This window comes from Solibacillus sp. FSL H8-0523, assembly GCF_038051985.1.
Lineage (GTDB): Bacteria > Bacillota > Bacilli > Bacillales_A > Planococcaceae > Solibacillus.
On the sequence record NZ_CP150291.1, the window covers coordinates 503,693 to 528,458 of the forward strand.

Below are 24,766 nucleotides of genomic sequence, written 5' to 3' on the forward strand. Positions count from 1 at the left end.
TAGTGATTTGGGTGCTTGAATAAGCGCACCTTTTTATGTAGTATGTTTTTGTGTGAGAAATAACAGTCAAATGAAGTTTTAACATGATAAAAATTAATTGAACTTATTCATTTATTCATTATATGAGAATCGAATTCGGAGGGACGAATTGTGGAGAGAATTATTGTTACTGGGGGTCAAACGCTAAAAGGCAATGTGCGCGTCGAAGGTGCGAAGAATGCTGTATTACCAATTTTAGCTGCGTCTCTATTAGCTTCAAAAGATAAAAATATTATTAAAGATGTACCAAACTTAGCAGATGTAAGTACAATTAATGAAGTATTAAAAAGCTTAAATGCACTTGTTGAATATAATGTAGAACAAAACGAAATGATCATCGATACGTCAATGGAGCTTTCAAGCGAGGCGCAATTCGAGTTTGTTAGTAAAATGCGTGCATCGATTTTAGTAATGGGTTCATTACTAGCGCGTAACGGTTATGCTCGTGTAGCATTACCAGGCGGTTGTGCAATCGGCTCACGTCCAATCGAACTACACTTAAAAGGCTTTGAAGCAATGGGTGCTGAAATTTCATTTGGCCATGGCTATGTAGAAGCAAAAGTAAAAGACGTACTGAAAGGTGCTGAAATTTATTTAGACTTCCCAAGTGTTGGGGCGACTGAAAACATTATGACAGCAGCAGCTTTAGCGAAGGGCACTACAGTTATTGAAAATGCTGCAAAAGAGCCTGAAATTGTAGATTTAGCGAACTTCATTAATGCGATGGGTGGTCGTGTTATCGGTGCAGGTACCGACACAATTCGTATTGAAGGTGTAAAACAATTAAAAGGTTGCGAGCATTATATTATTCCAGACCGTATTGAAGCCGGAACGTTTATGGTGGCAGCAGCAATTACGCGTGGTGACGTATTCATCGAAAACGCAGTACCTGAGCATATGACAGCATTGATTGCTAAAATGCGTGAAATGGGTGTTGAAGTCATCGAAGAAGGCGAAGGGTTACGTGTACGTGCTACGGATCCACTTAAAGCTGTGGACATTAAAACAATGCCACACCCAGGCTTCCCGACAGATATGCAATCACAAATGATGGCGTTAATGTTAACGGCAACAGGCACAAGTATTATCACAGAAACGGTATTTGAAAACCGCTTTATGCATGTGGAAGAGTTCCGTCGCATGAATGCCGATGCGAAAATTGAAGGTCGCTCAGTATTTATTGAAGGCGGTAAAAACTTACAAGGTGCGGAAGTATCAGCAACAGACTTACGTGCAGCAGCATCGCTTATTTTAACTGGTCTTGTATCTGAAGGCGTAACACGAGTAACAAAATTACATCACTTAGACCGTGGCTACGTGGACTTCCACAAAAAATTAGCTGCCCTAGGTGCGAATATCGAACGCGTTGATTCTGAAGAAGTTGTAGAAGAAACAATTGTAACGGTATAATACTAGAATTTCAGGAGCATCCATTCCCTCACAGAATTTGAGGTAGTGGGTGCTTTTTATGTAGAAAATAGGACTATGGTGAATTCCCTAAAATCTAAATCACGTACAATGTATATTCAGATGAGAAAAACATACACTGTCTCATGAAAAAAATTCTACTTTCTATTTTGTTACTTAGCTTATTCGTTATTCCGCTTTTTATGCTAAAAAAACTACCGAATTCATCAAAACAGATGGAGGAACCATTCGAAAACATGTGCCAGCTATTCATTTCGATCAATGACACATCGATTCCGATAGAAGACTATTTAATCGGTGTGCTTGCGGGAGAAATGCCGGCTAGTTTTCATGAAGAAGCGCTAAAAGCTCAGGCAATCGCGGCGAGGACATATGTATTGAAGCAAACTAACAATGGACAAACTGCCATCAGCGCAACAACAGCGCATCAAGTATTTAATGATCAGCAAATGCGCGAAGAAAAGTGGCAAGCCGCTTTCGCGCAAAATGAACAAAAGCTCGAGCAAGCCGTAAACGAAACCAAGCAGCAAGTACTGACCTATCAAGATCAACTCATCACCGCCATGTTTCATGCATCCTCCTACAAACAAACAGAATCCGCACAAAATTATAGCGACAATGTTCTTCCTTATTTGCAATCGGTACCGACATCAGAGCTACTTGAACCACAACAACTTATCTTCTCCTATAACGAGCTAAATACGCAGCTACAACAAAATTTTACAGCCAAAGAGTATCAACAAGCCAAAATCCTAAAGAACAGTTCTGAGCGTATAGAGTCCGTTACAATCGCAGGTAAAACATGGTCTGGGCGAGAAATCCGGGAATACTTAAATTTACGGTCAACACATTTCATGTGGGAGCAGGCAGCAGCGGGTATCCAAATTACTACGCTTGGTTATGGGCACGGGGTAGGGATGAGTCAAGAGGGTGCAAATGCGATGGCACAAAGAGGCGCAACCGCTGAAGATATTTTGGCGCACTATTATCCGAATACAAACCTACAAACTTTTGATTATTGTGAAAAATGATGTTTAACTTCGGTACTTCCTGTCCACACTTTTTCTTGAGGTGATGAACATGAGAGAAGTTAAACGAAAGCCTTCTCAAAAACTGATGGAGCGACCGTGGTTTTGGCCGGTTGTTTATAGCAGTATTGCATTGATGATTGTCGGCGTAATTTTGAGCTACAACGCTTTGTACAATAGTCAACAGGATCAGGTCGCATTAGAAGAGCAACCAGCAACCAATCAAGAAACCATTTTGCCAACCGCAACAAAGCTAGAAACATTGAAATATCCGTTTAAAGAGGAATTGTTAAATGAAGTGGCCATCTTACATGAATTTTATGATGTCACAGCCGACGAAGCAACACGAGAAAATGCACTTTTAGTATTCAACCAAGTGTTTACAACATCAACAGGTGTAACGATTGCGATTAATAGTGAGCCGTTCGAAGTGGTCGCTGCGATGAGTGGCGAGGTGACAAAAGTGAAGATGGACGTCTTTACAGGTAATCAAATTACAATCACACATCCAAATGGCATGGAAACGCGTTATAACTCCGTTGCAGATATTTTAGTAAAAGAAGGCGACAAAGTAACGCAAGGAGAGCCAATCGCCAAATCACAGGAAAATGAATGGAATGAAGCGGCAGGCATCCATTTGCACTTTGAAGTTCTAGAAAATGGAGTTCTTGTGAATCCAAGGAAGTTTTTAGCGTTCTAATGTAATCCCGAATAAACGCAAGACTCGACACATATGGTGAACCAATAAGAACTAAACACTCTTCATACATTTTAAAGAGAGGAAGAGAACGTGCACGAGCATATTCGGCAACGTTGCGTTCGATTGGGGGAGCTATTTGTGGAGAAAGGTGGAACGGTACGTGCACTAGCGAGTAAGACGGGATTTTCAAAAAGCACGGTGCATAAGGATTTAACAGAAAGACTCGTACAAGTAAATGAACCACTCGCCAAACAAGTGCAGGAACTACTCGCCTATAACAAGTCGATTCGACATTTGCGAGGTGGTGAAGCAACACGCAAAAAATGGCTAGAAAAACCAATACAAGCAACAGTAATGTCTAGCGAGTAAGTAAGCTCACTAGACATTTTTGATTTTTTTAGCAAATCCGCAACAACTTAAAATCCCTATAAATTCCAAAGTAAAGGAAATTGTCTACCATAATTATAGATGTAATTCAGTAGGGTATATGATAAAATAAGCTAGATAAAGAGGCATATGAATCGTATACATGTTGAAATCGCTGGAAGGAGACTAACAAACATGTTTTCTAAAGATATTGGGATAGATTTAGGTACTGCAAACGTGTTAATTCACGTGAAGGGGAAGGGCATTGTATTAAATGAGCCTTCTGTAGTGGCAATTGATAAAAAGAGTGGAAAAGTGCTAGCTGTAGGTGAAGAGGCACGTCAAATGGTAGGGCGTACACCGGGCAATATCGTGGCAATTCGTCCGTTAAAAGACGGCGTGATTGCAGATTTCGATGTAACAGAAGCAATGTTAAAGCATTTTATTAATAAACTAGATTTAAAGGGCTTTTTATCGAAGCCACGTATTTTAATTTGCTGTCCGACAAATATTACGTCAGTCGAGCAAAAAGCAATCCGCGAAGCAGCTGAAAAATCAGGCGGTAAAAAGGTGTATCTAGAGGAAGAACCAAAAGTAGCAGCAATTGGCGCAGGTATGGATATTTTCCAACCAAGCGGCAATATGGTTGTTGATATCGGCGGTGGTACGACAGACGTAGCGGTCCTTTCAATGGGTGATATCGTAACAAGTGAATCAATCAAAATCGCAGGCGACGTATTCGACAATGACATCTTGCAATACATAAAGAAAGAATACAAGCTACTAATCGGTGAACGTACGGCAGAGGATATTAAAACAACAATCGGTACGGTTTTCCCAGGTAGTCGCAAAGAATCAATGGACATTCGTGGCCGTGACATGGTAACTGGTTTACCACGCACAATCGAAATCCATTCAGAAGAAATCGAGCATGCCCTGCGTGAATCAGTAAGCATGATCGTACAAGCGGCGAAAAACGTGCTTGAAAAAACACCACCAGAATTATCGGCAGATATTATTGACCGTGGTGTTATTTTAACAGGCGGTGGGGCGTTACTACACGGTATCGACCAATTGTTAATTGAAGAATTAAAAGTCCCGGTATTTATTGCTGAAAACCCGATGGACTGTGTCGCAATCGGAACAGGTGTGATGTTAGATAATATTGACCGAGCAGTTAGTAATAAATAACTGAACTAGCTGATAACCTAACATTCAAATGAATTTTACCGATATATATGAAATATGACGTAACTAGAGGTGAAGTGCATGTTTAAAGGGTTTTATACAGTAGCAACAGGAATGGTTGCACAACAACGTAAGACAGAAATTTTAACGAATAATATGGCGAATGCCAGTACACCTGGTTTCAAATCAGATCAAACGACAATTCGCTCGTTTCCAGATATGCTTATGTCAGCAGTTGGCTCGACGAATATCCCAACTGAAAAAGGCTTTGCACTAAAAAAATTAGATACAATCGGCGCATTAAACGCAGGTGTATACTTACAAGAAACAATGCCAGACCAAGCACAGGGACAAATTTTTTCAACAGGTTTAACGACAGACGTGGCGCTGATTAATGGCAATCTGCCAACAGACGAAACATCGGGTAATGCAGGTCAAGTATTCTTCCGTTTAGAAAACGAAAATGGCACAGAAAGTTACACGCGTAACGGGAACTTCACAATGGACGGCCAAGGTAACTTAGTAAATCCAATGGGCTTATTCGTGCTAGATGCAAACGGCAATCGTATGCAATTTGCAAACGATAATATCCGCATTGATTCAACAGGTGCTATTTTTGATGAAAATAATGCACAGGTTGGGACATTAGGCGTAGCATTTTCAAATAACCCAGACGTATTAGTAAAGCGAGATAACGGCCTTTACAATACGCTAGATGGTGTAGACTTACCTACAGCTTACGGACAAGCGGGCGTGGAATTCTCGATGCAGCACCAATATTTAGAAGGTTCTAATGTAGATGCCGCAAGAGCAATGACAGAACTTATGACAGCTTACCGTGCATTCGAAGCCAACCAAAAAGTATTACAAGCGTACGATAAGAGTATGGATAAAGCTGTAAATGAAATCGGACGTGTCTAATTTCGTTTAGCCAAATCCACACGCAATATCGCCGAGTAAAAATGGACTATGAGCAATTATTTTCATTCAGCGGCGAGTTTACGTATAATAGGGAGGTAACTAGTTTATGCTACGTACAATGATTACAGCAACAAATACGCTGTCACAAGTTCAAAGTCAATTAGACAATATTAGTACAAATATCGCGAACAGTAATACTCACGGTTATAAAGCACAGCAAGCTAACTTTACAGAGATGCTTTATCAACAGTTTAATAATGATGAATACGATAAAACTGTACGTAATACACCAGTAGGCATTCGTTATGGTGTGGGAGCACAAATCGGTCAAATCCAATCGAACCAAAACCAAGGCTCGATTCAAGTGACAGAGCGTGATCTAGACTTTGCATTAACAACAAAAAATCAATACTTCAACGTCCTAATGCAAAATGATGCGGGTGAAACACGTACAGCTTATACACGTAATGGTAGCTTTTATGTAACGCCAACCGAGCCAGGAATTGTTACGCTTGTTAATAGTGATGGCTATCACGTAGCCGATGCAAATGGACAAGCCATTACATTCCCGGATAATGCGACACAGTTTACGATGGACGCAGACGGTACATTAGTCGTGAACTATGCAAATGGTCAGCCGCAGCGTTTCCAATTAGCTGTGACGTCACTGCAAAAGCCACAAGTAATGGAAAGCCTACAAGGTGGTACGTATATTGGCTTACCAGAAAACTTAGATGAGCTTGACTATACAGAGGCTGAAATTTTAACAAATTTACAAGGGGCGAATCGTCAAGTAGGCATCCAAAAAGGAGCACTTGAAATGTCGAACGTTGATTTATCACAAGAGATGACCAACTTAATTCAAGCGCAGCGTTCATATCAGTTCAATACGCGCGCGGTTTCGATTGCAGATCAAATGCTCGGACTAATTAACGGGATTCGCTAGGCATTTATCAATTACGCCTTGGTATTAAGGGAGAAAAAGCGATGACAAATGAGTTTGAACGACAAGCAGTACAGCCGACAATTAAAAAGACGAGACGTGGCTTCAGACGAAAGCAAGAGCAGCAACCGCCAACGCCTGAGCCAACGAACGATCCGCCTGTCCGCTGGGTACAGCTTCGTCTCATTCCCATTTGGCTACGTGTGATTCTAGTAGTAGCACTCTTTATAGCGGCTGGATCAATCGGCATTACAGTTGGTTATAGTGTGCTTGGCGGCGGGGATTCTGCGGACGCCCTAAAGTGGAGCACTTGGCAGCATCTACTTGATATTATGAGTGGGAAACAGTAAAGGGATTGCCATGGATATTAGTTTGTGCAATCCCTTTGCGCATTCCTTTTTTAAAGATATTTTGTGGTAGATTGGCTGTAGGAACTATTTTCTACAGCCTATTTACTCACGTTTTTCATGATTGTTATACATACTTATTAGGCAGTGAGCAAACAAACAAAGGGGATGTTTTTGTTGAATGTAGAGCAAATTCAAAATATTTTACCACACCGTTATCCATTTTTATTAGTTGATCGTATGGTAGAAATAGAAGAAGGAAAACGGGCGGTAGGTTTGAAAAATGTAACCATTAATGAACCGTTCTTTAATGGACACTTCCCAGGCTATCCTGTTATGCCAGGTGTGTTGATTGTAGAAGCGTTAGCACAAGTTGGTGGGGTAGCGTTACTAAGTATGGAAGCCTATAAAGGACGTCTTGTATTTTTAACGGGTATCGACAATTGCCGCTTCAAACGTCAAGTAGTACCAGGGGACCAGTTAAAGCTTGAGATGGAGTTTTTAAAACTGCGTGGACAAATGGGTAAGGGGAAAGCAAAGGCTACAGTAGATGGCGAGCTTGTATGTGAATGTGAAATTTTATTCGCAATTGGTCCAGAGCAACCAGTATGAGGCGATTTGCAATTATTCCACAAAGATTATAGAATATATAGGTTGAAGTAAAATAGTTTTTAGTTTTTGACAAATATAAAAATAATGGCGCTTAAATAATAGCCGAATACATTTGTCGAATTTTGAATAGATGATAAACAACAAGCGAAGTTTAGCTTTAAACGTAGGAGGTTTTAACTAGATGTATAAACAATTGTCTTCAGGCGTAAAAATTAGTATTACACGATCAATCTCGACGTCGTTTGAAGCTTATTTAGCGAGTATTGGTTGGGATGAAGAAAAATTTTCGATGGAAGATTACATGGTAAGTTGGCAAACCTACTTCAAGGATAATGCGGCTTGGATCGACAAAATACCAACTGACGTGCTATTAAGCCCTGAATTCCATGAAGAAATCGCAAAAAAAATGGATGAAGTGATCGCCAAAATTTTAAATGAAGAGCCAACTGAAAAGCAAAAAAAAGAAATTGCGAAGCTACAAAAACAGTTAGGTACGGATTATACATTTGATTGTAAGGCAGAAGCTGCTTACGTGGAGCAACTTTTAAAGCATAAATTAAAATAATCCCATCTGTAGGATAGATCCGTCTTTTCCCGGGCAATCTATTGATGATCACTGAGGTGATTGTGAATTGATCAACGTGAAAGGAGGGATTTTTTTATGCATAAATTTGTACTTGCAATAGGTTGTAGCGCTTTGTTGCTCGCAGGTTGTAACTGGAATACGGCCGACGAAAATAACGACACGCCCGCAGAAGACGTAAATCGTGGGGTAAATGACACGATGAATGATACGCGGGATGCCATCGATGACACAATCGATACGGTGGATCCGAACCAATCGGGGAACGGCACTAACGGAAACAACGGCAATGGGAATGTAAATGAAAGTACGATTGACAATAACGGGGCGTATCCAAACGGCTCAAGTAATCCAAATGGCGAAAACGGCGTCACATCACCAGGGGCACCGTCAGTTAACCAGGAGGATATTATCGAAGACGATCGAGATCGTAAAGATCAAGATAAAGTAGATAATAATTAAAGAAAAGGGAAATCCACGCAGTATGTGGATTTCCCTTTGTCATTTCCGTAATTGAGTATTTTCTAAACGCTCGTTTCGTTCTTGTAAGGAAGGACGATCGCGCATCCCTTGTTCAAAGGCAACGAGCAGTTCATCGTCACGCAAGCCTTGTTCAAGTAATTTTGATAACAGTAGCTCAGCATATTTTTTCCGCTGGGCTTTTAAACGACCTTTAAAGAGCACCGAGATTTTGTCGTCAATCGGCGTTACGGCATGCGCAATAATTGAAAATGGCGCAGGCTCGTTGTCTGGAAGCGAAATAATGACACGCGCATCGAGCATATCCCCAGATGAAATGAGCGTATCAAACAATTCTTTGTACTCTGCAGGCATAAACGCCTCGAGCACCCAAAGCTGATGACTGTTTTCTTGGTTAATGATAATGCCATCCGTAAGTGGAAATTTTTTGAGTTCACCATCAAGTAATAATTCAAATGAAAGCATTTTAAAAGTTTTCAAACGACCATTCCCTTCGACGTACTTTAATTAAAAGTATAGCACATCAAAATTGCCAAACTGTCAAAATGAGCTACGGTAAATTAAGAATGAATCGGCTAGATGTCATCGTTCTTTCAAGAATTAGAAAAAACAAGCGTAGCGAAATCGACACTTTGCACATGTAGAATAGGCGAAATATCAGATTTCGTGTTTTGAAAAACAGGCATAGTCTCTTATATGATAGTGCTAATAATATGAAAGGGGGTTTCTAAATGAATCATGTTGGAATTGTCGGGCGTACCACGAAAGAGTTAAGCTTGCGCCAATTATCAGAAGGGCGCGTACAGACGACATTTACGTTGGCTATAAATCGTCACTATAAAAATAGTGAAGGTATGACAGAGGCTGACTTTATTCACTGTATTGCATGGGGCAAGACGGCGGAGCTAATTGTTAAGTATTGCGGAAAGGGCTCGCTAATTGGTGTAAAAGGACGCTTACTAACAGGTTCTTATATAAATCGGGATAATCAAAAGGTATATACAACGGATGTTGTAGCAGAAGAGGTTCGCTTTTTTGCATTAAAGCCTTTAGCAGGTGCTACAGAAGCATCACCGCCAATTCCGGAAGATTTCGTATTACCAGAGCAAGAAAGTGAACTTGTCAGACCGTTATAACCTATTGAAAAAGTTAGCTGCTTACTGTATGACCGCGCAGTAGTAGCAATTCCAATCTGTAATCAGGTAGTTGTGAAGTAAGCGAAAAAAAGAGTCTACTTCTAGGCGTAAAAGTAGACTCCCTCCAACTTATTTAATTGTTGATGTATCAAGAACAAGTAAATCCATTAACTCTTGGTCACCAAGCTCGGTTAGCCATTTACTTGATTGAATTAATTCTTCGGATAGAGCAGATTTCATCGTGATCATTTTATCGATTTTTTCCTCGATTGTCCCAATTGTTACAAACTTATGCACCTGTACAAATTGTGTTTGTCCGATTCGATAGGCACGGTCTGTCGCTTGATTTTCGACTGCTGGATTCCACCATCGATCGGCGTGAAGCACATGGGTTGCAGCGGTTAAATTTAGCCCCGTACCACCAGCTTTTAGTGATAGTAAAAATATTGGAAACTCTCCTGCTTGGAAGGCCTCTACTAAATGATCACGTTGAACTTTCGTTGTACTTCCTGTTAAAAACGGCGCATCGACACCGTAAAGCTCCTGTAAACAATGTTGAATCAAATTCCCCATCCCAATATACTGGGTGAAAATTAAGCATTGCTCGCCACTATCAATAATTTCCTTTGTCATTTCGATAATACGCTTTAACTTGACCGAGCGCTTCATCATCGTCTTGGCATCATCAAATGGCTCTTTTAAATAGAGTGCAGGGTGATTACATAATTGCTTCAATTTTCCAAGCATTTTTAAAATACGGCCCTTTTTCTCAAAGCCAGCTAGTTGTTCGAGACTAGCAAGTGTATCTTGGATATAGCCTTCGTATAGCGCAGCCTGCTCAGTCGTTAATGCACAAAATTCATGCGATTCCTGTTTGTCTGGTAAATTTAATTGTAGCTCTGGATCTCGTTTGGTACGACGCAGTAAAAATGGGCTGATTTTCGTCCGTAATACGCGTTTATGTGTTTCCGATTCGTCGCGCTCAATTGGCACAATGTATTGCTCAGAGAATTTGCCAAAGCTTCCTAAATAACCTTTATGAATAAAATCAAAAATCGCCCAAAGCTCAGAAAGGCGGTTTTCAACAGGCGTTCCGGTTAAGGCAATATGATGTGCCCCAGTTAGTTTCCGAATTGCGCGTGATTGCATCGTTTGCATGTTTTTAATATTTTGTGCTTCATCAAGCGCAATCGTCGACCACTGAATCAGCTTTAAATCTTCGGCATCCTGTGTCACGGTACCATACGTTGATAAAATAACGTGAGGGCGCTGTGTTGCGATAAAGCTTGTTAAATCATCGCCTTTTAATCGGCGCGGTCCGTAATGCGTATACACCTCTAAGTCAGGTGCAAAGCGTGTTAATTCTTTTTGCCAGTTCCCGACAACTGAAGTCGGGCACACAATGAGTGTCGGCTCTTTTATTTGCAGTGCTTGAACCGTATGCAAAATATACGTAATAAGCTGAATCGTTTTCCCTAGGCCCATATCGTCGGCTAAACAAGCACCGAATTTTTGCTCGCGCATGAAGGTCAGCCACTCAAAGCCCTCGTGCTGATAGGCTCGAAGCTCCGCATGTAATTTCGTTGGCACTGCAATAGGTGGAAGGCCTTTTTTATGCTGAAGCTGCTCAATATAAGAAGCGAGCGATTGCTGCATTTCAAAGGCAAAGATCGGATCATCGCGCTCAGCGTCATCTTCCTCATCAAGTGGCGCGGTTAACGTTTCTGGTAGCTCACGGAATAGTAAATCTTTAACCGTCCAATCTTCCTCTTCGGCTTGTTCCATTAATTCCTTCATTTCTGTAAGCCACTGCTCATCAATGCGGAACCATTCATTCCCAACGCGAACAAATTCTCGTTTTTCCTCAACTAAACGTTTAAACTGCTCAGCAGATACTTCTTCACCGTTCATTGAGAACTGCCATTTAAACGTTAAAATATCATCAAGTCCGGCTACGCTCTTTGTAGATTGGTTCGCAGCACTCACACGTACTTTAAACTTCGACTGCTTTAATTCCTTTAGCCATGCCGGTAAGATGACCTCAAAGCCAATTGCCTGAAGCTTAGCTAAGTCATGCTTAAGAAATTCACGTACCTCTACATCGCTCATGGTCATGCGGATGAACGGTGCAGTTTCATGTGGGAGTTGCAGTAAGTCAATCACCTGCTTTTGCGTTTGTTCAACGCGCGCTGCAATATGTGCCCACTTTTTCGGAATCGCTTCAGCAATCGTCAATTTGCGCTTGGTTGCTGCGGGTGTCCAGTGCTTGATAGAGGAGGAACTTATTAGAATGGTTTCCAGTAGCCAGTTTTCCTCGTTTTCTTCTGGTTCGCTTAAGCGTAGCGCCATTTTAACCCCATCAAAAGCATGGGTTGTTTGAAGCGGCCAGCCTCCGTTTGTAAAGTACGGAATGAGAGCGAGTGAGTCTTGTTTAGAAAGCCCTGCATTCGCAAGCTTTTGCTCCATCGCGTGCTGCACGAGCTCATTATCAAAATGAAAGCCATCCTCTGTGATCTTTGCGTGCTGCCACAGTGTAGAATCGTTCCATAACGGCAGCGTCCCTTGTAATGCTGTAAAAAGCTGTGTCGTTTCCGAATTCAGCGCTGCAAAATCTACAAATGGGTGACGATAGCGAGGGGACAGGACATCGAGTAAGTCCGCTGCGCTAATGAGTAGATCACGCTCTTCTAATGACGTGTTCAACCCATATAAATTATGCTCGAAATTAAAAAATAGCGTAGACACCCAGCTTGTCGGCGGTAAAATTAAATCGTCTTTGTTGTAGGCCGTCATTCGAAATAATCCAGGACGCACCGTACTTATCTTAATGCGCATGGTTTGTAGAAATGGCAGCTTTGTATTTAATAAAGTTTGCATTGTCATTGCGCGTAACGCACATTCACCTCCTGGTAGTTGAATACATATTATGAAGCAATGAGATTGCTTTTACTAATTTCCTCTTGTAGGGCGCGCAGACGTTTAAATTGCTGCTGCACGGCGTCCATGTAGTTATCGAAATAATCGAGCTTGCCGGCTTTTTTGGCCGCCGATTTCATCGCACGCCAAATACGTACAGCCTGCTTATAGTTTTGACGTGATTTTTGGTTAATTTCATCCATCGCATAAAAATGATACAGCGGTAGGGCAACTTCAGGTTCATGGGCAACGACTTCCTTTAAGCCGCTTTGCTCAAGATAAGCAATCGACGTCGGGTACAGCTGATGAAGTGCAATCCATTCGCTATAGCGTTGCTCACGCAGTAAATAATCCGAAAACGCCTCGATGCCGTATTTACCAAAGGCCGCGTAAAGCGCTAGCTCTTCGGATTCCGTCAAGGTAATTTGCTCGTATAGGACATCGAGCTTGCGCGTGTATTTTTGCCGGCGAATCGGTACTAATGTGTCTTGAATATAGCTTTGTAAAAACGGAATCGCCTTTTTCAAAATAAGCGTCGCCTCGGTTGTATAGCCTTTAGCGAGACTATGCTGGGCGATATCGATAAAGCTTTCTACATTTTTAGGCGACATCTCGTGAATTGTTCGTTCTAGCGGTGTCATCGCGTGTAATAAAATATAGAATAGTGCTTTTACGACGTGTAAATCGATATCGGTTGTTGCGTTTGCATGTTCAAGTGCTGTGAGCTCCTTTGTTTGGCGCTTTTGCTCAGTAAATAACTTTGTCCAAAACTGTAGGTACAACGCCAGACGGAAATGCGCGGCCCCTTTTTCTATGAGTAAAATGTCGTGTGTCATCGTTTGTAGCGCATCGAAAAACGGTTCAGTCGCAAAAAGGCGCGTTGTTTTACTAATGGCATCGATAGAACGTTCGATTCGGCTAAGGGCATTTTCTAAATAATAGTTGAAATAGTTATTATCCATCGCCATACCTGTTTTTGAGGCATGCTGTAATAAGCGCTGCATAATGGTAATTTCCATATATAAATCAAATAACTGCTGCCACTCCTGCTCAAAAGGACGCTGACGCTGTAATTTCATACGCGCATTTTCAAGGAGTGACGAAATTAAAAAGCTATCGATCGGGCGCGGGTCTTTAAACGTATAGTTCAACACCTCATCAGCCATACGCTGCCAGCTCTCCGGGCTACGCTCAGAGGCGAGGGTATGCAGCTGTACCGTTTTTTTCGCACGCCACTTCGTTAGCCAATCCTGCAGCGAAATAAAATACTGGGATAGCTTAAAAATAACTGCCAGCTGATGACGGCATATCTTTTTTTGTGGGCACGTACAGCTAATTTGCTGTTGGGTGAAGGAAATCGTCACTTCGGTCGTGCGGACGTCTTGGATTTGGCACACTAATATTTGGTTAAACGCTGAGTAAGTGCGCAGCTTAATCGCTTGATTACGCACGGAAAACATCGCACGTGTCACAAGCTCGGCATCTTCATTAACGGAAGGGTGGAGCTGCTGCTCAAAGCGTTGTAATGTTTTTCCTATAAAATCTTGATGTGAATGAGCCACTTCTGAAAAACTAGAACTCAAAATGGACGCCCTCCTCTCTAAAAAAGTCGTTCCCTCCATTATAATATGAATTCAGACAAAACGGGTAATAAGAAGAAACGCGCTACATATTTCATTTCACGTAATTATTGGAAGTTTGAAATGTTGAAAGTATGGGGAACATATAGATAAATAGAAAATTTATTAAATTATCACGGTTTATAAGGAATAAAACATTAAATTTAATGAACAGGTAACCTCAAATAGGTATTATGTCTGTGAATAAATGTTAAAAAGTAGAATGATTTCTAAGGAGGAATTCGATATGATTCAAGTTCAATTTATGAAACCCTTTTATACAAAATTATCTGGCGAAAAACTACGCTTAGTATTTGCTTATCAATATTTTTCAATCACAAAGGACGACGAAATTTTCCATTTCATCCCGATTGAAGGCAAGGAAATGATTGTAGACCTGAATACGATGCAGGTCGAAAATTTATCGGAAGTATTCGTCTTCCAGCGTGGTAACCGCTTCGTGCGACTACCACTGTACCAATTACTATTAGTCTCCAATGTGCATGAGTACTTAATGCCGATTATTGAAAACGTATCTACACATGTGAAGCTACCACAAGCAGAAGCGGTCTATGAATTTGATGCTGAGGTAGAAGGTATCGTGCGCGTATTAGAAGCAGAAAACTTAGATCGTCTCATTGACGATGCACTCGAGGCTCGTAATGAAGCATTATTCCATGATTTAATGGCAGAGAAGGCAAAGTTCACCGGGGGCTATGCGGCCTCATGATTATCAAAAAAAAGAATTAGCTACCACTGACGCAACACTGCGCCAGTGGTATTTTTTTCAAAAAAACAGAGGCACCTCGTAATCGAAGTACCTCTGTTATGAACATAAAATTATTTACCGTTAAATAGATCCAATGCTAATTGCGCAGTATGCTGAGCCTGTTCGTGAAGCACTGTAATTTGGTCACGGAGCGCGGCTTCAATCGATTCACGCGCTTGTAACATCGTTTGTGCTTGTTCAAACAGTTGTTTCCCATCCCAATCATCGCGTTCAACATGACCGATGTTTGGCTGATTGGCAATTGCTGCAAAGGCATCGATTTTTGGATCGTACGAAATGGCGATGAACGGTGTCGTTTGAATCGCTGCAAAAATTAATGAATGCAGGCGCATACCAATTAGTAAGTCAGCCTGACCAATAATCGCAATTTTTTCTTCAATCGTTAAATTACCAGGAGCCACTAATGTTTTTTCTGGTACCATTTGTGCCATTTGGAACGAAGCTTTTTCATCGTGCTCATCATGCATGGGGATGAACACAATTTGATGACCAGCTTGTGCCAGTCGCGATAAGCTATCCGCAATTTTTTGCTTGAAATCAACTTCAGAAGGCCAGTCGCGCACACTTACTGCGACGAAGCCTGCTTCAAATGCTTGATAGTCCAGCCAACTACTACGAAAATCAGTTGGATTTAAGCCGATTACTGGATCAGGTACAATCGACATCGGCTTTTTCACGCCGATATCGACAAGTAACTGTCGAGATGCCTCATCACGTAGCGTAATTTGGTCCACTTTATTTAACGTTTTTCGTGTAATCATTTGGCTAATTGAATGATTGATTGGTCCCATACCTTGTGCATAAACGAACACCGGCTTTTTATGGTACTTTGCCAGATACATAATTGCACAATAGTACGGGATCGTTTTCATACCAGTTTGGTCTTGTAGTAAACTACCCCCACCACTAATTAAGCCATCTGCGCGTTTCAGTATGCTAGAAATTTCTTTTAGCTTCCAACGATTTATGGCCTTTACACCGTAAGTTGAAGACGTATGTGCTGGATTATTCGAAAGCACGGTTAGTTCAACTTCGGGCTGTAGCTTGCGTAATGACGTAATCATTGAAAGTAAAATCGCTTCATCGCCTACGTTGTCAAAGCCAAAATAACCTGAAAGAACGATATGCATTACGACCACCTCGCGATTGCTTTTTTCACTAATTTCGCTAGCACGTTATAAATCCCAATAAATACGACACCAACAACGAAGCCGAAAACGATACTATAGAATGTACGAAGTAACGATACGTCTAATGTAATGTGTAAGTGTGTAAAGGTATTCATAATCGATAGGAATCCAATAACCGCTGGAATGAGTAAAATGCTACCGATTTTTTTGTTAATACCCATGACATAAAGGGCTAATACGAACATCGGGAAACCAATTAAAACTTCCTTCGTACGTGGACGCGCATATAATACATCCTCAAGCCACTGACGAATCGATAGCTCTAAGGCGCTCGCTGTACCGCCATTACCAGTACGCGTAATGTAGAACACACCGACAGCAGCGATCACAACAACAACGATTAAATGCCAGTAGCGCACTTCTGTATTTACAAGCTTCACGCTACGAGTTAGCGAATGCTTATAGCCATTTTCGAAAATTTTATAAATTTGCATGATGACAAGTAAAATGACACCGGCAATTGGCACAATATATACAAGTTTAACACCGCGGAACACTTCGATACCTGTAATGAAGTGGTTTCCGTTTAGTAAACCAACAACAATGGCAATACCAAGCACACTAATGCCGACTGCTTTTGCATATTGAACAAAGATTTTTCCGAGATTACGTGAACCTGTTGCTGTCGACATGACCGCATAAATCGGTGTTAAGACAGCGATTAGTAACGCAAACGTTTGAATAAATACAAGACGGTCTAATAAGAAATAGGCCGCAGCTAGTAAGGCCATACCACCTGTCGCAACAATACGTAGCCAATGACAGCGTAACCAGCTAAACATCATGTAAGTAAATAAAATACCTGCAAGGAAAATAAGTGCCGTTGACCAAGAAGGTACACTGATTTTCTCAAATGTTTTAGACTGACCTAAGTCAAATGATGAAGGAACAGCTGTTTGAATTTCATTTAAATAGGTTGTTGCTAATTCTAGATTTTCTTCAACATCACCTGTAGTTTTTACATGGTAGAAAATCGCTTTAATGTTACGCTCTTTCACCGCACGAACTGTACGTTCCACCATTTTTTGCTTCGTTAGTGTAAATTCACGGTTAATGTCCATACTATGAAGACGCACGATATTGTAATTTGTTTGACGGGCAATGGTTTGCTCACCTTTTAACCCGCTACCTTCAATGAAATAGAAGAAATAGCCGGCTTCTTCTAACTTGTTGATGAATTTTGGCTGAGCAGTTTGGCCAAAACCAAGCGATTCCATACCCATACCTAGTAAACCAGCAGTATTCTCAGTTTTCATATCCACTAATTGTGTGACGATTTTGCCGTTTACTTCTTCTGTTTCGGCATTTGTTACGCGGAAGACATGCATGAAATCATGTTTTTCGATTGTTTCAAGAGCTACTGTGTCGTAGCCAATCGGTGTTGTTAGCTCATAAAACTCATCTGATTTTGGTAAGAAGTAAAATGGCTCTTCGCCAACCACGACTTCTTCAACATCGATTGTTTCTGTAATTAGTTGTTGATAGGCTTCGTTTTCTGGAATAGAAATGTAGTAGCCACGTTTTGTTACATCGACGTCTTCACGATAAGGCGTGAAGCGTAACGTTGAGGCTAACTCGCTTTCCTCAAAATAAGAGATAATGTTTTGTGATTTTAAATCGCGTAGGCTTAAAGGGCTTAAGCTAACAGTCGTTAAGCCGGCATCCTTTAGCTGAGTTAAAATTTCATCGACCGAGTATTCGCTTTCAATCGATAAGGTTAAAACTTCCTCATACGGAATAATGACTTCGTAGTTGTGATTCGTTTGTTCAACGTTCCAACGGTTAATTAAGCCAATGGAGCCAGCCAGTAGTAGTATTGTGATGACGGCCCAAAGCCATGTACGTTTATTTTTCATAGAAGTGTTGTTGCTCCTTTCGCTTTGTTTCGGTTGTTGTGTAACCTTTATTTTTTTCCCGATGACAGGAATCCGTTTTAAATCATCCGGGTGAATGGCGCGTAAAACCCATAGTAAGGCAAAGTACACGACTGCACCAACTGCGATACCAAGGAATACATAGCCTAGCGCAAGTAAACGCCCCCAATTTTCCACATCTAACCACAATGTAGGCAATCCGACAACAACCGCCATTACAATAGAAGAAACTACTATTTTTAATGTGGTTGCATTCCATGCAGAGAAGCGGATTTTACGTAAAATAAATATTGTGTTTAGGATAAAGACAACGGCATAAACAATTAATGTCGACCAGGCAGCACCGTCCAGACCGAACTGCTGGATCAGGATAATGTTTAACACAATTTTTAAGCCAACACCTGCAATGATGAGATAGGCCGCAAATTTGGCAAAATTCATGCCCTGCAAAATTCCTGTGCTGACAAGTGTTAACGATGTAAACACCGCACTTGCATTAATAATCGCAAGCATGGAGCTTCCTTCAACGTTTGTGTACAGCGCTAGGTTTAATGGCAGTGTTAATGCAAGTAGCCCCATTGCAGCTGGCCACGTAATTAAATGTGTCATACGGTATGTTTGCTCAATAACAGAGCGTGTCCCATCGACGTCCTTTTGTGCGAGCTTTTTCGTAATTAATGGGACAAGTGGCAAGATAATCGATGAGGCAAATACCGTAGTAATTTGCACGAGCGTTACCCCGCGACCATACAAGCCGTATAAGTAGTTAATTTCTTGTTGCGCTGTCACTCCGAGTTGCTTTAATGAATACGTTACAGTGAACGAATCAACAAAGTTGAATAATGCCATCGTAACCGAACCAATCGCAATCGGAATGGATATTTTTAAAATCGTGCCACTCCATGTTGAGAAGTCACGAGACGTATAGTTTTCGCCTGATTGTACCTTCAACGAAGAGCGCTGATATTTTAAACGTAAGTATATTAATGAAGCAAGTGCCCCTAAAACCGAGCCAATCATGACCCCACCGGCTACGATTTCTGTTGATAACTCCATTTTTACAAGTACATAGGCTGCCACAATAATCAAGACAGCGCGGATTAGTTGCTCGAGTACTTGCGACACAGCAGTAGGGCGCATGTCATCGTAGCCCTGGAAGAACCCGCGATATACCGCCATATACGGAGCAACAAGTAATGTTAGTGCTACGATAATGAGGGCAAAGCGTGTCGACGGTCCACCGAGCATGTCTGCGAGTACGTGCGAGAAGCTAAAGATAATCGTAAAGCTAAAAATCCCAAAGCAAATTGCAAGGATACTGGCAGTTAGGTAAATCTTCTTTACCTGACCCGATTCGTTGCGGGTATTTGCTTCAGCAATTAGCTTGGATATCGCTAGTGGAATACCAGCAACCGATAAATAGAGCGCTACCATATAAACAGGGTAGACGAGACTGAAAATCCCAAGTACTTCATCGCCCGCAATATTTTGAAGCGGCACACGGAAAATACTACCTAAGATTTTAGAAAGCAGGGTGGCAATCGTTAAAATGAGCGTGCTTTTCACTAATGTGGACTGACTCATTTTTTGTTACCTTGGCCTTTTAATTTCATACCGAATACTTTTAAGGCGAATTGCGGTAGCACCAGCATGCGTTTCCAGCGGCTAGGCTGCTTTGCTAAACGGTAAAGCCATTCCACATTTAGCTTTTGCCAAATTTCCGGTGCGCGCTGTACGGTACCAGCAATCACGTCAAACGAACCCCCAATGCCCATAAAGACACCATGTGAAAACTTGTCCTTGTTTTCGAAAATCCATTTTTCCTGGCGTGGTACACCAAGCGCAACGAAGATGAAGTCCGGCTCAAGCGCGGCTGCCTCTTCGGCAATCGTATTATTGTTCCAATCAAAGAACCCATCATGATAGCCAACGATCTCAACATTTGGATAATCACGGTGAATGTTTGCTACGGTTTTTTCGATGGTTTCTTTCGCAGCGCCTAGTAAATAGATTTTAAAGCGTTTTTGCTGGCCGTTTTCTAATAACCCGATCATTGTGTCATAGCCTGTTACGCGGCCTGGTAAATCTTTACCTAAAATGGAAGCAGCTTTTACAACCCCAATACCATCTGCGCATATATACGTTGCTTCCTTAATATACTGTTTAAGTGTGGCATCCTCCGTAGAACGCATAACGATTTCAGGATTCGCTGTTATTACAAATGTCTTTTCCTTTTGCTCAGCGCGCGTAGTCAATAACTCAATAAAGTGCTGCTGATCTATATGTAAAAAAGGAACATCCATAACGTTTACATGTTTCATAATTTTGACAACCTTTCATATTTAAATGCATTTTACTGCCCTTTATCATACCACAAATACTACATGGAAAAAATATTTCCCTGTGGAATTGAAAAGAGGGTTAAACATTTGACGTTGGGGAAGAGGAATAGTTCGATAAGGTGAATTAATATGGAAAATTACTGAAAAATAGCTATTTGCAAACAAAATAAACATTACAATTGCATTACAAATTTAAAACTTATATTACTTAAAATAACAGTAATTTAAGGCGGTGAAGTAAAATAATTTGGGTTATTACCTAATAAAGTTATTATTTGGATGTAAAGAATGCTCTGAATAATGAAATTTCATTTATCGAAAAATGATATTTTTTTGACTTTAAATGGCTTTTATACAGCTAAATGGTTGAAAAAAGTAACTTAAAACCTAGTAATATGTAAAATCATAATGCACAAATAGCGCACATACTATATAATGAGTAAGACATATGCCATTATTAGGATTTAAAGGATAAATTGATATGTTTCGTTTTTTTCGTAATGTGGAAATGTGAAAGAGTTCTAATCTATCCTTGTCTTCTAGAAAAATAGATGGTATATTATTGAAGTAATTAAATGTGTTAAATTGATACTGTTATCCCAATTTATTCACATTTACTAAAAAAATCCTTTATCCAATTGTTTTAAGTAGCTATGGTGAATTGGTACATAAACCTGTATCGGCTCTTCGAAACTGGATAAACGGAAAATTTAGGAGGAAAAATTTAATGGCAAAGACAAACAAAGGTCGTAAATTATTCGCGACAACTGCAACTGCTGCATTAGTAGCATCTGCTATCGTTCCTGTGGCTTCGGCTGCAGAAGTAAACGACATCAACTCGGTTGCATCATACGCTAAAGATGCGGTACAAGATTTAGTGGATCGCGGTGTTATCGAAGGTGATGCAAAAGGTAACTTCAATCCTAGAAATTCAGTAACACGTGCTGAAGCTGCAACAATCTTTGCAAAAGCTTTAGATCTAGAATCTACTGGTTCAATCAACTTCTCAGATGTTAAATCTGGTGCTTGGTACTATGATGCAATCGCTGCTGCAGTAAACAACGGAATTTTCCAAGGTCAAAGCGCTAGTAACTTCAACCCATCAGGTAACCTTACTCGCTCAGAAGCTGCAATCATTTATGTGAATGCATTTGGCTTAGAAGGTTCTGATGATTTATCATCATTCAAAGATGCTTCTGCTGTAAAAGCTTGGGCTAAAGAAGCAATCCAAATCGCAGTTGCTAATGGCGTTTTAAAAGGCGACGATAAAGGCAACTTAAATCCAAATGCTAACATCACTAAGCAAGACTTTGCTGTAATGTTTGCACGTGCTGAAGCTGCTGTAGTAGACCCAGCTGCTGACTTAAAAGAAGCATTAGAAACTCTTAAGACTACTTCAGAAAAATTAGCTGAAAAAGTAACTGCTGAAAACGTAGCTGCTGCAAAAACTGCAGTTGCTGACGCTAAAGAAGCAATCACTGCTGTAGAAGAAGCTTTAAAAGCTGCTCAAGAAGCAAAAGTTGTAACTGAAGAAGAAGTTAAAGCTACTGAAGAAGCAATCACTGCTGCAAAAGCTGCATTAGAAAAAGCAGAGAAAGCTGTAGCTGGTTATGAAGAATCATTAACAGTTGCTAAAGTTGAATCTGTAAGTGCGACTAACTTGAAACAAGTAGTTGTAACTTTCAACCGTGCTGTTGACAAATCAACTGCAAGTGAAGTGGTAAACTATGCAATTACTGGTGCTAATTCACCTGAAATCGCTGCTGCTTCAGTATCAGAAGATGGTAAATCAGTAACTTTAACTCTTAAAGATGTATTCGTAAACCAAAATGAATACAAATTATCTGTATACAATATTAAAGCTGGAGATAAAGTACTAAACGAAAAAGATTTAGTTTTCAAACCACTTGATAACACAGTTCCTACTGTTGCTGCTGTTCAAGCATTAGGTAACAAAACAATTCGTGTATTATTCAGTGAGCCAATTAAACCTGCACAAACTTCTCAATTTTTAATCGATGGTAAAGTAGTGGTAGGTTCTATCCAAACTACTGGTAATGCCGTAATTATTAAACTTTCTTCAGCACTTACAGATGGTGAACACACTATCACTGCAGAAGGTACTCAAGACTTTAATAATTTTAAAGTAGTTAAAGCTGATACAAAATTCAACGTTGTTGAAGATAAAACAGCACCAACTGTAACTTCAGTAGTAAGTGCTTCTTTCGAAAAAGTAGTTCTTAAATTCTCTGAACCAGTTGAGCAAGTATTTGCTTCTAATGTTTACTGGTTGCAAGGTGCAGCTAAGAAACAAGCTTCAAGTGTGAAACAATTAGCTGATGACACATTTGAATTCACATTTGTAGGTGATAACAAACTTGTTTATACTACGGACTTGTTCGTAACAAATGTAAAAGATTACTCAGGTAACGTAATTGATAAAGATACTAAAGTTCAAGTTACACCTGTAATTGATCAAACACGACCAGAAGTAATTAGTGCTGGTTTTGTTAAAAATTCAAGCAACAAAAAAGTTGTAATTAAATTCACTAAATCATTAGATTTAGATTCTGCTAAAAAAGTTGCTAACTATGTAATTAAAGATAAAGATGGTAAAGTTCAATTAATCTCTAGTTCAGTAGATACTTCAAATGATAAAGAAGTAACAATTACTTTATTAAATTCATTAAAAGATAACACTGAATATACATTAACAGTGAACGGTGTGAGTGATAACACTACGTTGAAAAACGTAATTTTACCTTATACAACAACTTTAAGTGTGAGTGATGTAACGCCACCAACATTAAGTACTGTTACACGTTTAAATGATAAACAACTTTATGTTGAATTTAGCGAAGCTATGGCAACAAGTGGTGATGGATCAGTAGTAGATTCTTCAAAATACACTATTACTGATACTAGTGTATCTCCAAACAAAACTCTTACACCAGCATCTTACAATGTAACTGGCGATGCAAAAGGGGTTATCCTTACTTTCAATGATAATTTACCAACAGCTGGTAATGTTTCATTTAAAGTTCAATTAGTAAAAGACGTTGCTGGAAATTATATAGCTAATCTAGTTGCTCCAGGAACTGTTATTACTAATACTGCTACAACAGTTGATAAAGTTACTGCAGTTGCAACAGATAAAGTAGAAGTAACATTTACTAAAGCTTTACAATCATTAAATCAAGGTGACTTCTCAGTAGAAGGTCATGAAATTGCTTACTCAGAATTATCTGCTAATGGTAAAAAGGCTACTTTCACATTAAAAACGAAATTACCTGAAGATGTTAAAAATTCTTCTGGTGATGAATTAAAACTTATTGTTACAGGTACACCTTCTTCTGTTGATATTTTAGGTGAAAAAATTGGTACAATTGGTGCTAAAGATATTACCGATGAAATTAGCGCAACTGTAAAAGCGATTGCAGCGGCTGATTTATCTGGAACTAAAATTAAAATTACTTTCAATGAAGCAATTAATATTGGAACATTAAGTGAAGTGAAATCTGACTTCGTTGTAGAAGACAATTTAGGAAATCCTCTTTCAATAACAGGCGTAGCTGTAAGTGGTACTGATAATGATGAACTGGTCCTTACTTTAAGTGGAGCGGTTATTGCTGCTACAATTTCAGCTAAAGATGTTCGCTTCGTTACTGACCGTGCAACAGATGCTAATACAATCGCTGATATTGAAGCTAGAACTGTTGAGTTAAATGGAGATCTTCTAGCACCAGTTATCTCTTCACCATCTTATACAGCTGGTGCAGTAGGTTCTAAACAGGCAGACATTTCAATAACATCTGATGAAGCTGGTACGGCTTACTACTTAGTAGTTGCTAGTGGTGCTGCAGCACCAACTGCAAGTACCGTAGTTGCTGGTGGTGTTAGTGAAGCTGTAGTTGCTGGGACAGCTAAAACTAAAACATTGACATTTGCTGCAGATGCAACAACTTATGATGTTTATGTGGTTGTAAAGGATGCTACTAATAATTTAAGTGCAGTTACTAAAGTTATTGTATCAACTCCGGCAGCACTGTAATATCAAGTACCGAATGCATAACTAACTGCATTTCCGGAATTGATGAAAGGCTCTACATGGCTTCGGCTGTGTAGGGCTTTTTGCCGGTTATACAAATAATGATGCATAAACAATTTTGTGTCACTACAATTAGAAGTTCTACGTAAGCCCGAAATTTCGTGCACCGGGTGCAAAAACAATTCAGAAAATACACTACAATTTATGAATATGCAT

Annotated in this window: 20 protein-coding genes; 14 read left to right on the forward strand and 6 right to left on the reverse strand. The window is 40.1% G+C overall.

Going from position 1 to position 24,766, the window contains the following annotated elements; translation table 11 throughout:
* The first annotated feature begins 150 nt into the window (after nt 1-150).
* The 11 genes from murA to NSQ62_RS02515 all read left to right on the forward strand — a co-directional run bounded on the left by murA (nt 151) and on the right by NSQ62_RS02515 (nt 8,617).
* The gene (gene murA / locus NSQ62_RS02465; protein ID WP_341322347.1) at nt 151-1,449 is read left to right on the forward strand and encodes a UDP-N-acetylglucosamine 1-carboxyvinyltransferase; all 1,299 of its coding nucleotides are present in this window, start codon (nt 151-153) and stop codon (nt 1,447-1,449) included.
* A gap of 254 nt (nt 1,450-1,703) precedes the next feature.
* Complete coding sequence (gene spoIID, locus NSQ62_RS02470) at nt 1,704-2,498, forward strand: stage II sporulation protein D (protein WP_341322348.1); 795 nt, start codon at nt 1,704-1,706, stop codon at nt 2,496-2,498.
* 49 nt (nt 2,499-2,547) lie between these two features.
* Nucleotides 2,548-3,195 carry a M23 family metallopeptidase gene (locus tag NSQ62_RS02475; protein WP_341322349.1) on the forward strand — a complete coding sequence of 216 codons (648 nt, stop codon included), beginning with the start codon at nt 2,548-2,550 and terminating at the stop codon, nt 3,193-3,195.
* A 90-nt stretch (nt 3,196-3,285) separates the two neighbouring features.
* Complete coding sequence (locus tag NSQ62_RS02480) at nt 3,286-3,564, forward strand: sporulation transcriptional regulator SpoIIID (protein WP_341322350.1); 279 nt, start codon at nt 3,286-3,288, stop codon at nt 3,562-3,564.
* A gap of 192 nt (nt 3,565-3,756) precedes the next feature.
* The gene (locus tag NSQ62_RS02485; RefSeq protein ID WP_341322351.1) at nt 3,757-4,752 is read left to right on the forward strand and encodes a rod shape-determining protein; all 996 of its coding nucleotides are present in this window, start codon (nt 3,757-3,759) and stop codon (nt 4,750-4,752) included.
* 78 nt (nt 4,753-4,830) lie between these two features.
* The gene (locus tag NSQ62_RS02490; protein ID WP_341322352.1) at nt 4,831-5,670 is read left to right on the forward strand and encodes a flagellar hook-basal body protein; all 840 of its coding nucleotides are present in this window, start codon (nt 4,831-4,833) and stop codon (nt 5,668-5,670) included.
* Nucleotides 5,671-5,776: 106 nt separating this feature from the next.
* A complete protein-coding gene (locus NSQ62_RS02495; protein ID WP_341322353.1) occupies nt 5,777-6,616 on the forward strand; it encodes a flagellar hook-basal body protein in 840 nt (279 codons plus the stop codon).
* Nucleotides 6,617-6,657: 41 nt separating this feature from the next.
* Complete coding sequence (locus NSQ62_RS02500) at nt 6,658-6,963, forward strand: DNA-directed RNA polymerase subunit beta (RefSeq protein WP_341322354.1); 306 nt, start codon at nt 6,658-6,660, stop codon at nt 6,961-6,963.
* Between the two features lie 171 nt (nt 6,964-7,134).
* Nucleotides 7,135-7,572: a 3-hydroxyacyl-ACP dehydratase FabZ gene (gene fabZ / locus NSQ62_RS02505; RefSeq protein WP_341322355.1), complete on the forward strand. Its 438-nt coding sequence runs from the start codon at nt 7,135-7,137 to the stop codon at nt 7,570-7,572.
* A 181-nt stretch (nt 7,573-7,753) separates the two neighbouring features.
* Nucleotides 7,754-8,137 carry a hypothetical protein gene (locus NSQ62_RS02510; RefSeq protein WP_341322356.1) on the forward strand — a complete coding sequence of 128 codons (384 nt, stop codon included), beginning with the start codon at nt 7,754-7,756 and terminating at the stop codon, nt 8,135-8,137.
* Between the two features lie 96 nt (nt 8,138-8,233).
* Complete coding sequence (locus tag NSQ62_RS02515; RefSeq protein ID WP_341322357.1) at nt 8,234-8,617, forward strand: hypothetical protein; 384 nt, start codon at nt 8,234-8,236, stop codon at nt 8,615-8,617.
* Between the two features lie 39 nt (nt 8,618-8,656).
* Here the strand turns inward: NSQ62_RS02515 and NSQ62_RS02520 are convergent, their stop codons facing one another.
* Nucleotides 8,657-9,115: a YwpF family protein gene (locus NSQ62_RS02520; RefSeq protein WP_341322358.1), complete on the reverse strand. Its 459-nt coding sequence runs from the start codon at nt 9,113-9,115 to the stop codon at nt 8,657-8,659.
* 251 nt (nt 9,116-9,366) lie between these two features.
* Between NSQ62_RS02520 and ssb the strand changes: the two genes are divergently transcribed.
* Nucleotides 9,367-9,771 carry a single-stranded DNA-binding protein gene (gene ssb, locus NSQ62_RS02525; RefSeq protein WP_341322359.1) on the forward strand — a complete coding sequence of 135 codons (405 nt, stop codon included), beginning with the start codon at nt 9,367-9,369 and terminating at the stop codon, nt 9,769-9,771.
* A 129-nt stretch (nt 9,772-9,900) separates the two neighbouring features.
* On the opposite strand, the gene NSQ62_RS02530 is transcribed toward ssb, so the two are convergent.
* Together NSQ62_RS02530 and NSQ62_RS02535 are read right to left on the reverse strand one after the other, a co-directional pair.
* Complete coding sequence (locus tag NSQ62_RS02530; RefSeq protein WP_341323871.1) at nt 9,901-12,648, reverse strand: DEAD/DEAH box helicase; 2,748 nt, start codon at nt 12,646-12,648, stop codon at nt 9,901-9,903.
* A 47-nt stretch (nt 12,649-12,695) separates the two neighbouring features.
* Nucleotides 12,696-14,270: an SWIM zinc finger family protein gene (locus NSQ62_RS02535; protein ID WP_341322360.1), complete on the reverse strand. Its 1,575-nt coding sequence runs from the start codon at nt 14,268-14,270 to the stop codon at nt 12,696-12,698.
* A 283-nt stretch (nt 14,271-14,553) separates the two neighbouring features.
* Between NSQ62_RS02535 and NSQ62_RS02540 the strand changes: the two genes are divergently transcribed.
* Nucleotides 14,554-15,036 (forward strand): IDEAL domain-containing protein, encoded by a 483-nt coding sequence (locus NSQ62_RS02540; RefSeq protein ID WP_341322361.1) that lies wholly within the window; start codon nt 14,554-14,556, stop codon nt 15,034-15,036.
* 110 nt (nt 15,037-15,146) lie between these two features.
* On the opposite strand, the gene csaB is transcribed toward NSQ62_RS02540, so the two are convergent.
* From csaB to NSQ62_RS02555, 3 genes are read right to left on the reverse strand one after another with little or no spacing between them, the layout of a single operon-like run.
* Entirely contained in the window at nt 15,147-16,226 is a 1,080-nt protein-coding gene (csaB, locus tag NSQ62_RS02545; protein WP_341322362.1) for a polysaccharide pyruvyl transferase CsaB, read from the reverse strand.
* Nucleotides 16,226-19,744, reverse strand: coding sequence for a DUF5693 family protein (locus NSQ62_RS02550; protein WP_341322363.1), 3,519 nt, complete (start codon nt 19,742-19,744; stop codon nt 16,226-16,228). The genes csaB and NSQ62_RS02550 overlap by 1 nt, the downstream gene beginning before the upstream one ends.
* Nucleotides 19,741-20,481, reverse strand: coding sequence for a WecB/TagA/CpsF family glycosyltransferase (locus NSQ62_RS02555; RefSeq protein ID WP_341322364.1), 741 nt, complete (start codon nt 20,479-20,481; stop codon nt 19,741-19,743). Before NSQ62_RS02555 ends, NSQ62_RS02550 begins: the two co-directional genes overlap by 4 nt.
* A 748-nt stretch (nt 20,482-21,229) precedes the next feature.
* On the opposite strand from NSQ62_RS02555, the gene NSQ62_RS02560 reads away from it, so the two are divergent.
* Nucleotides 21,230-24,553 (forward strand): S-layer homology domain-containing protein, encoded by a 3,324-nt coding sequence (locus NSQ62_RS02560; protein ID WP_341322365.1) that lies wholly within the window; start codon nt 21,230-21,232, stop codon nt 24,551-24,553.
* Nucleotides 24,554-24,766 lie beyond the last annotated feature (213 nt).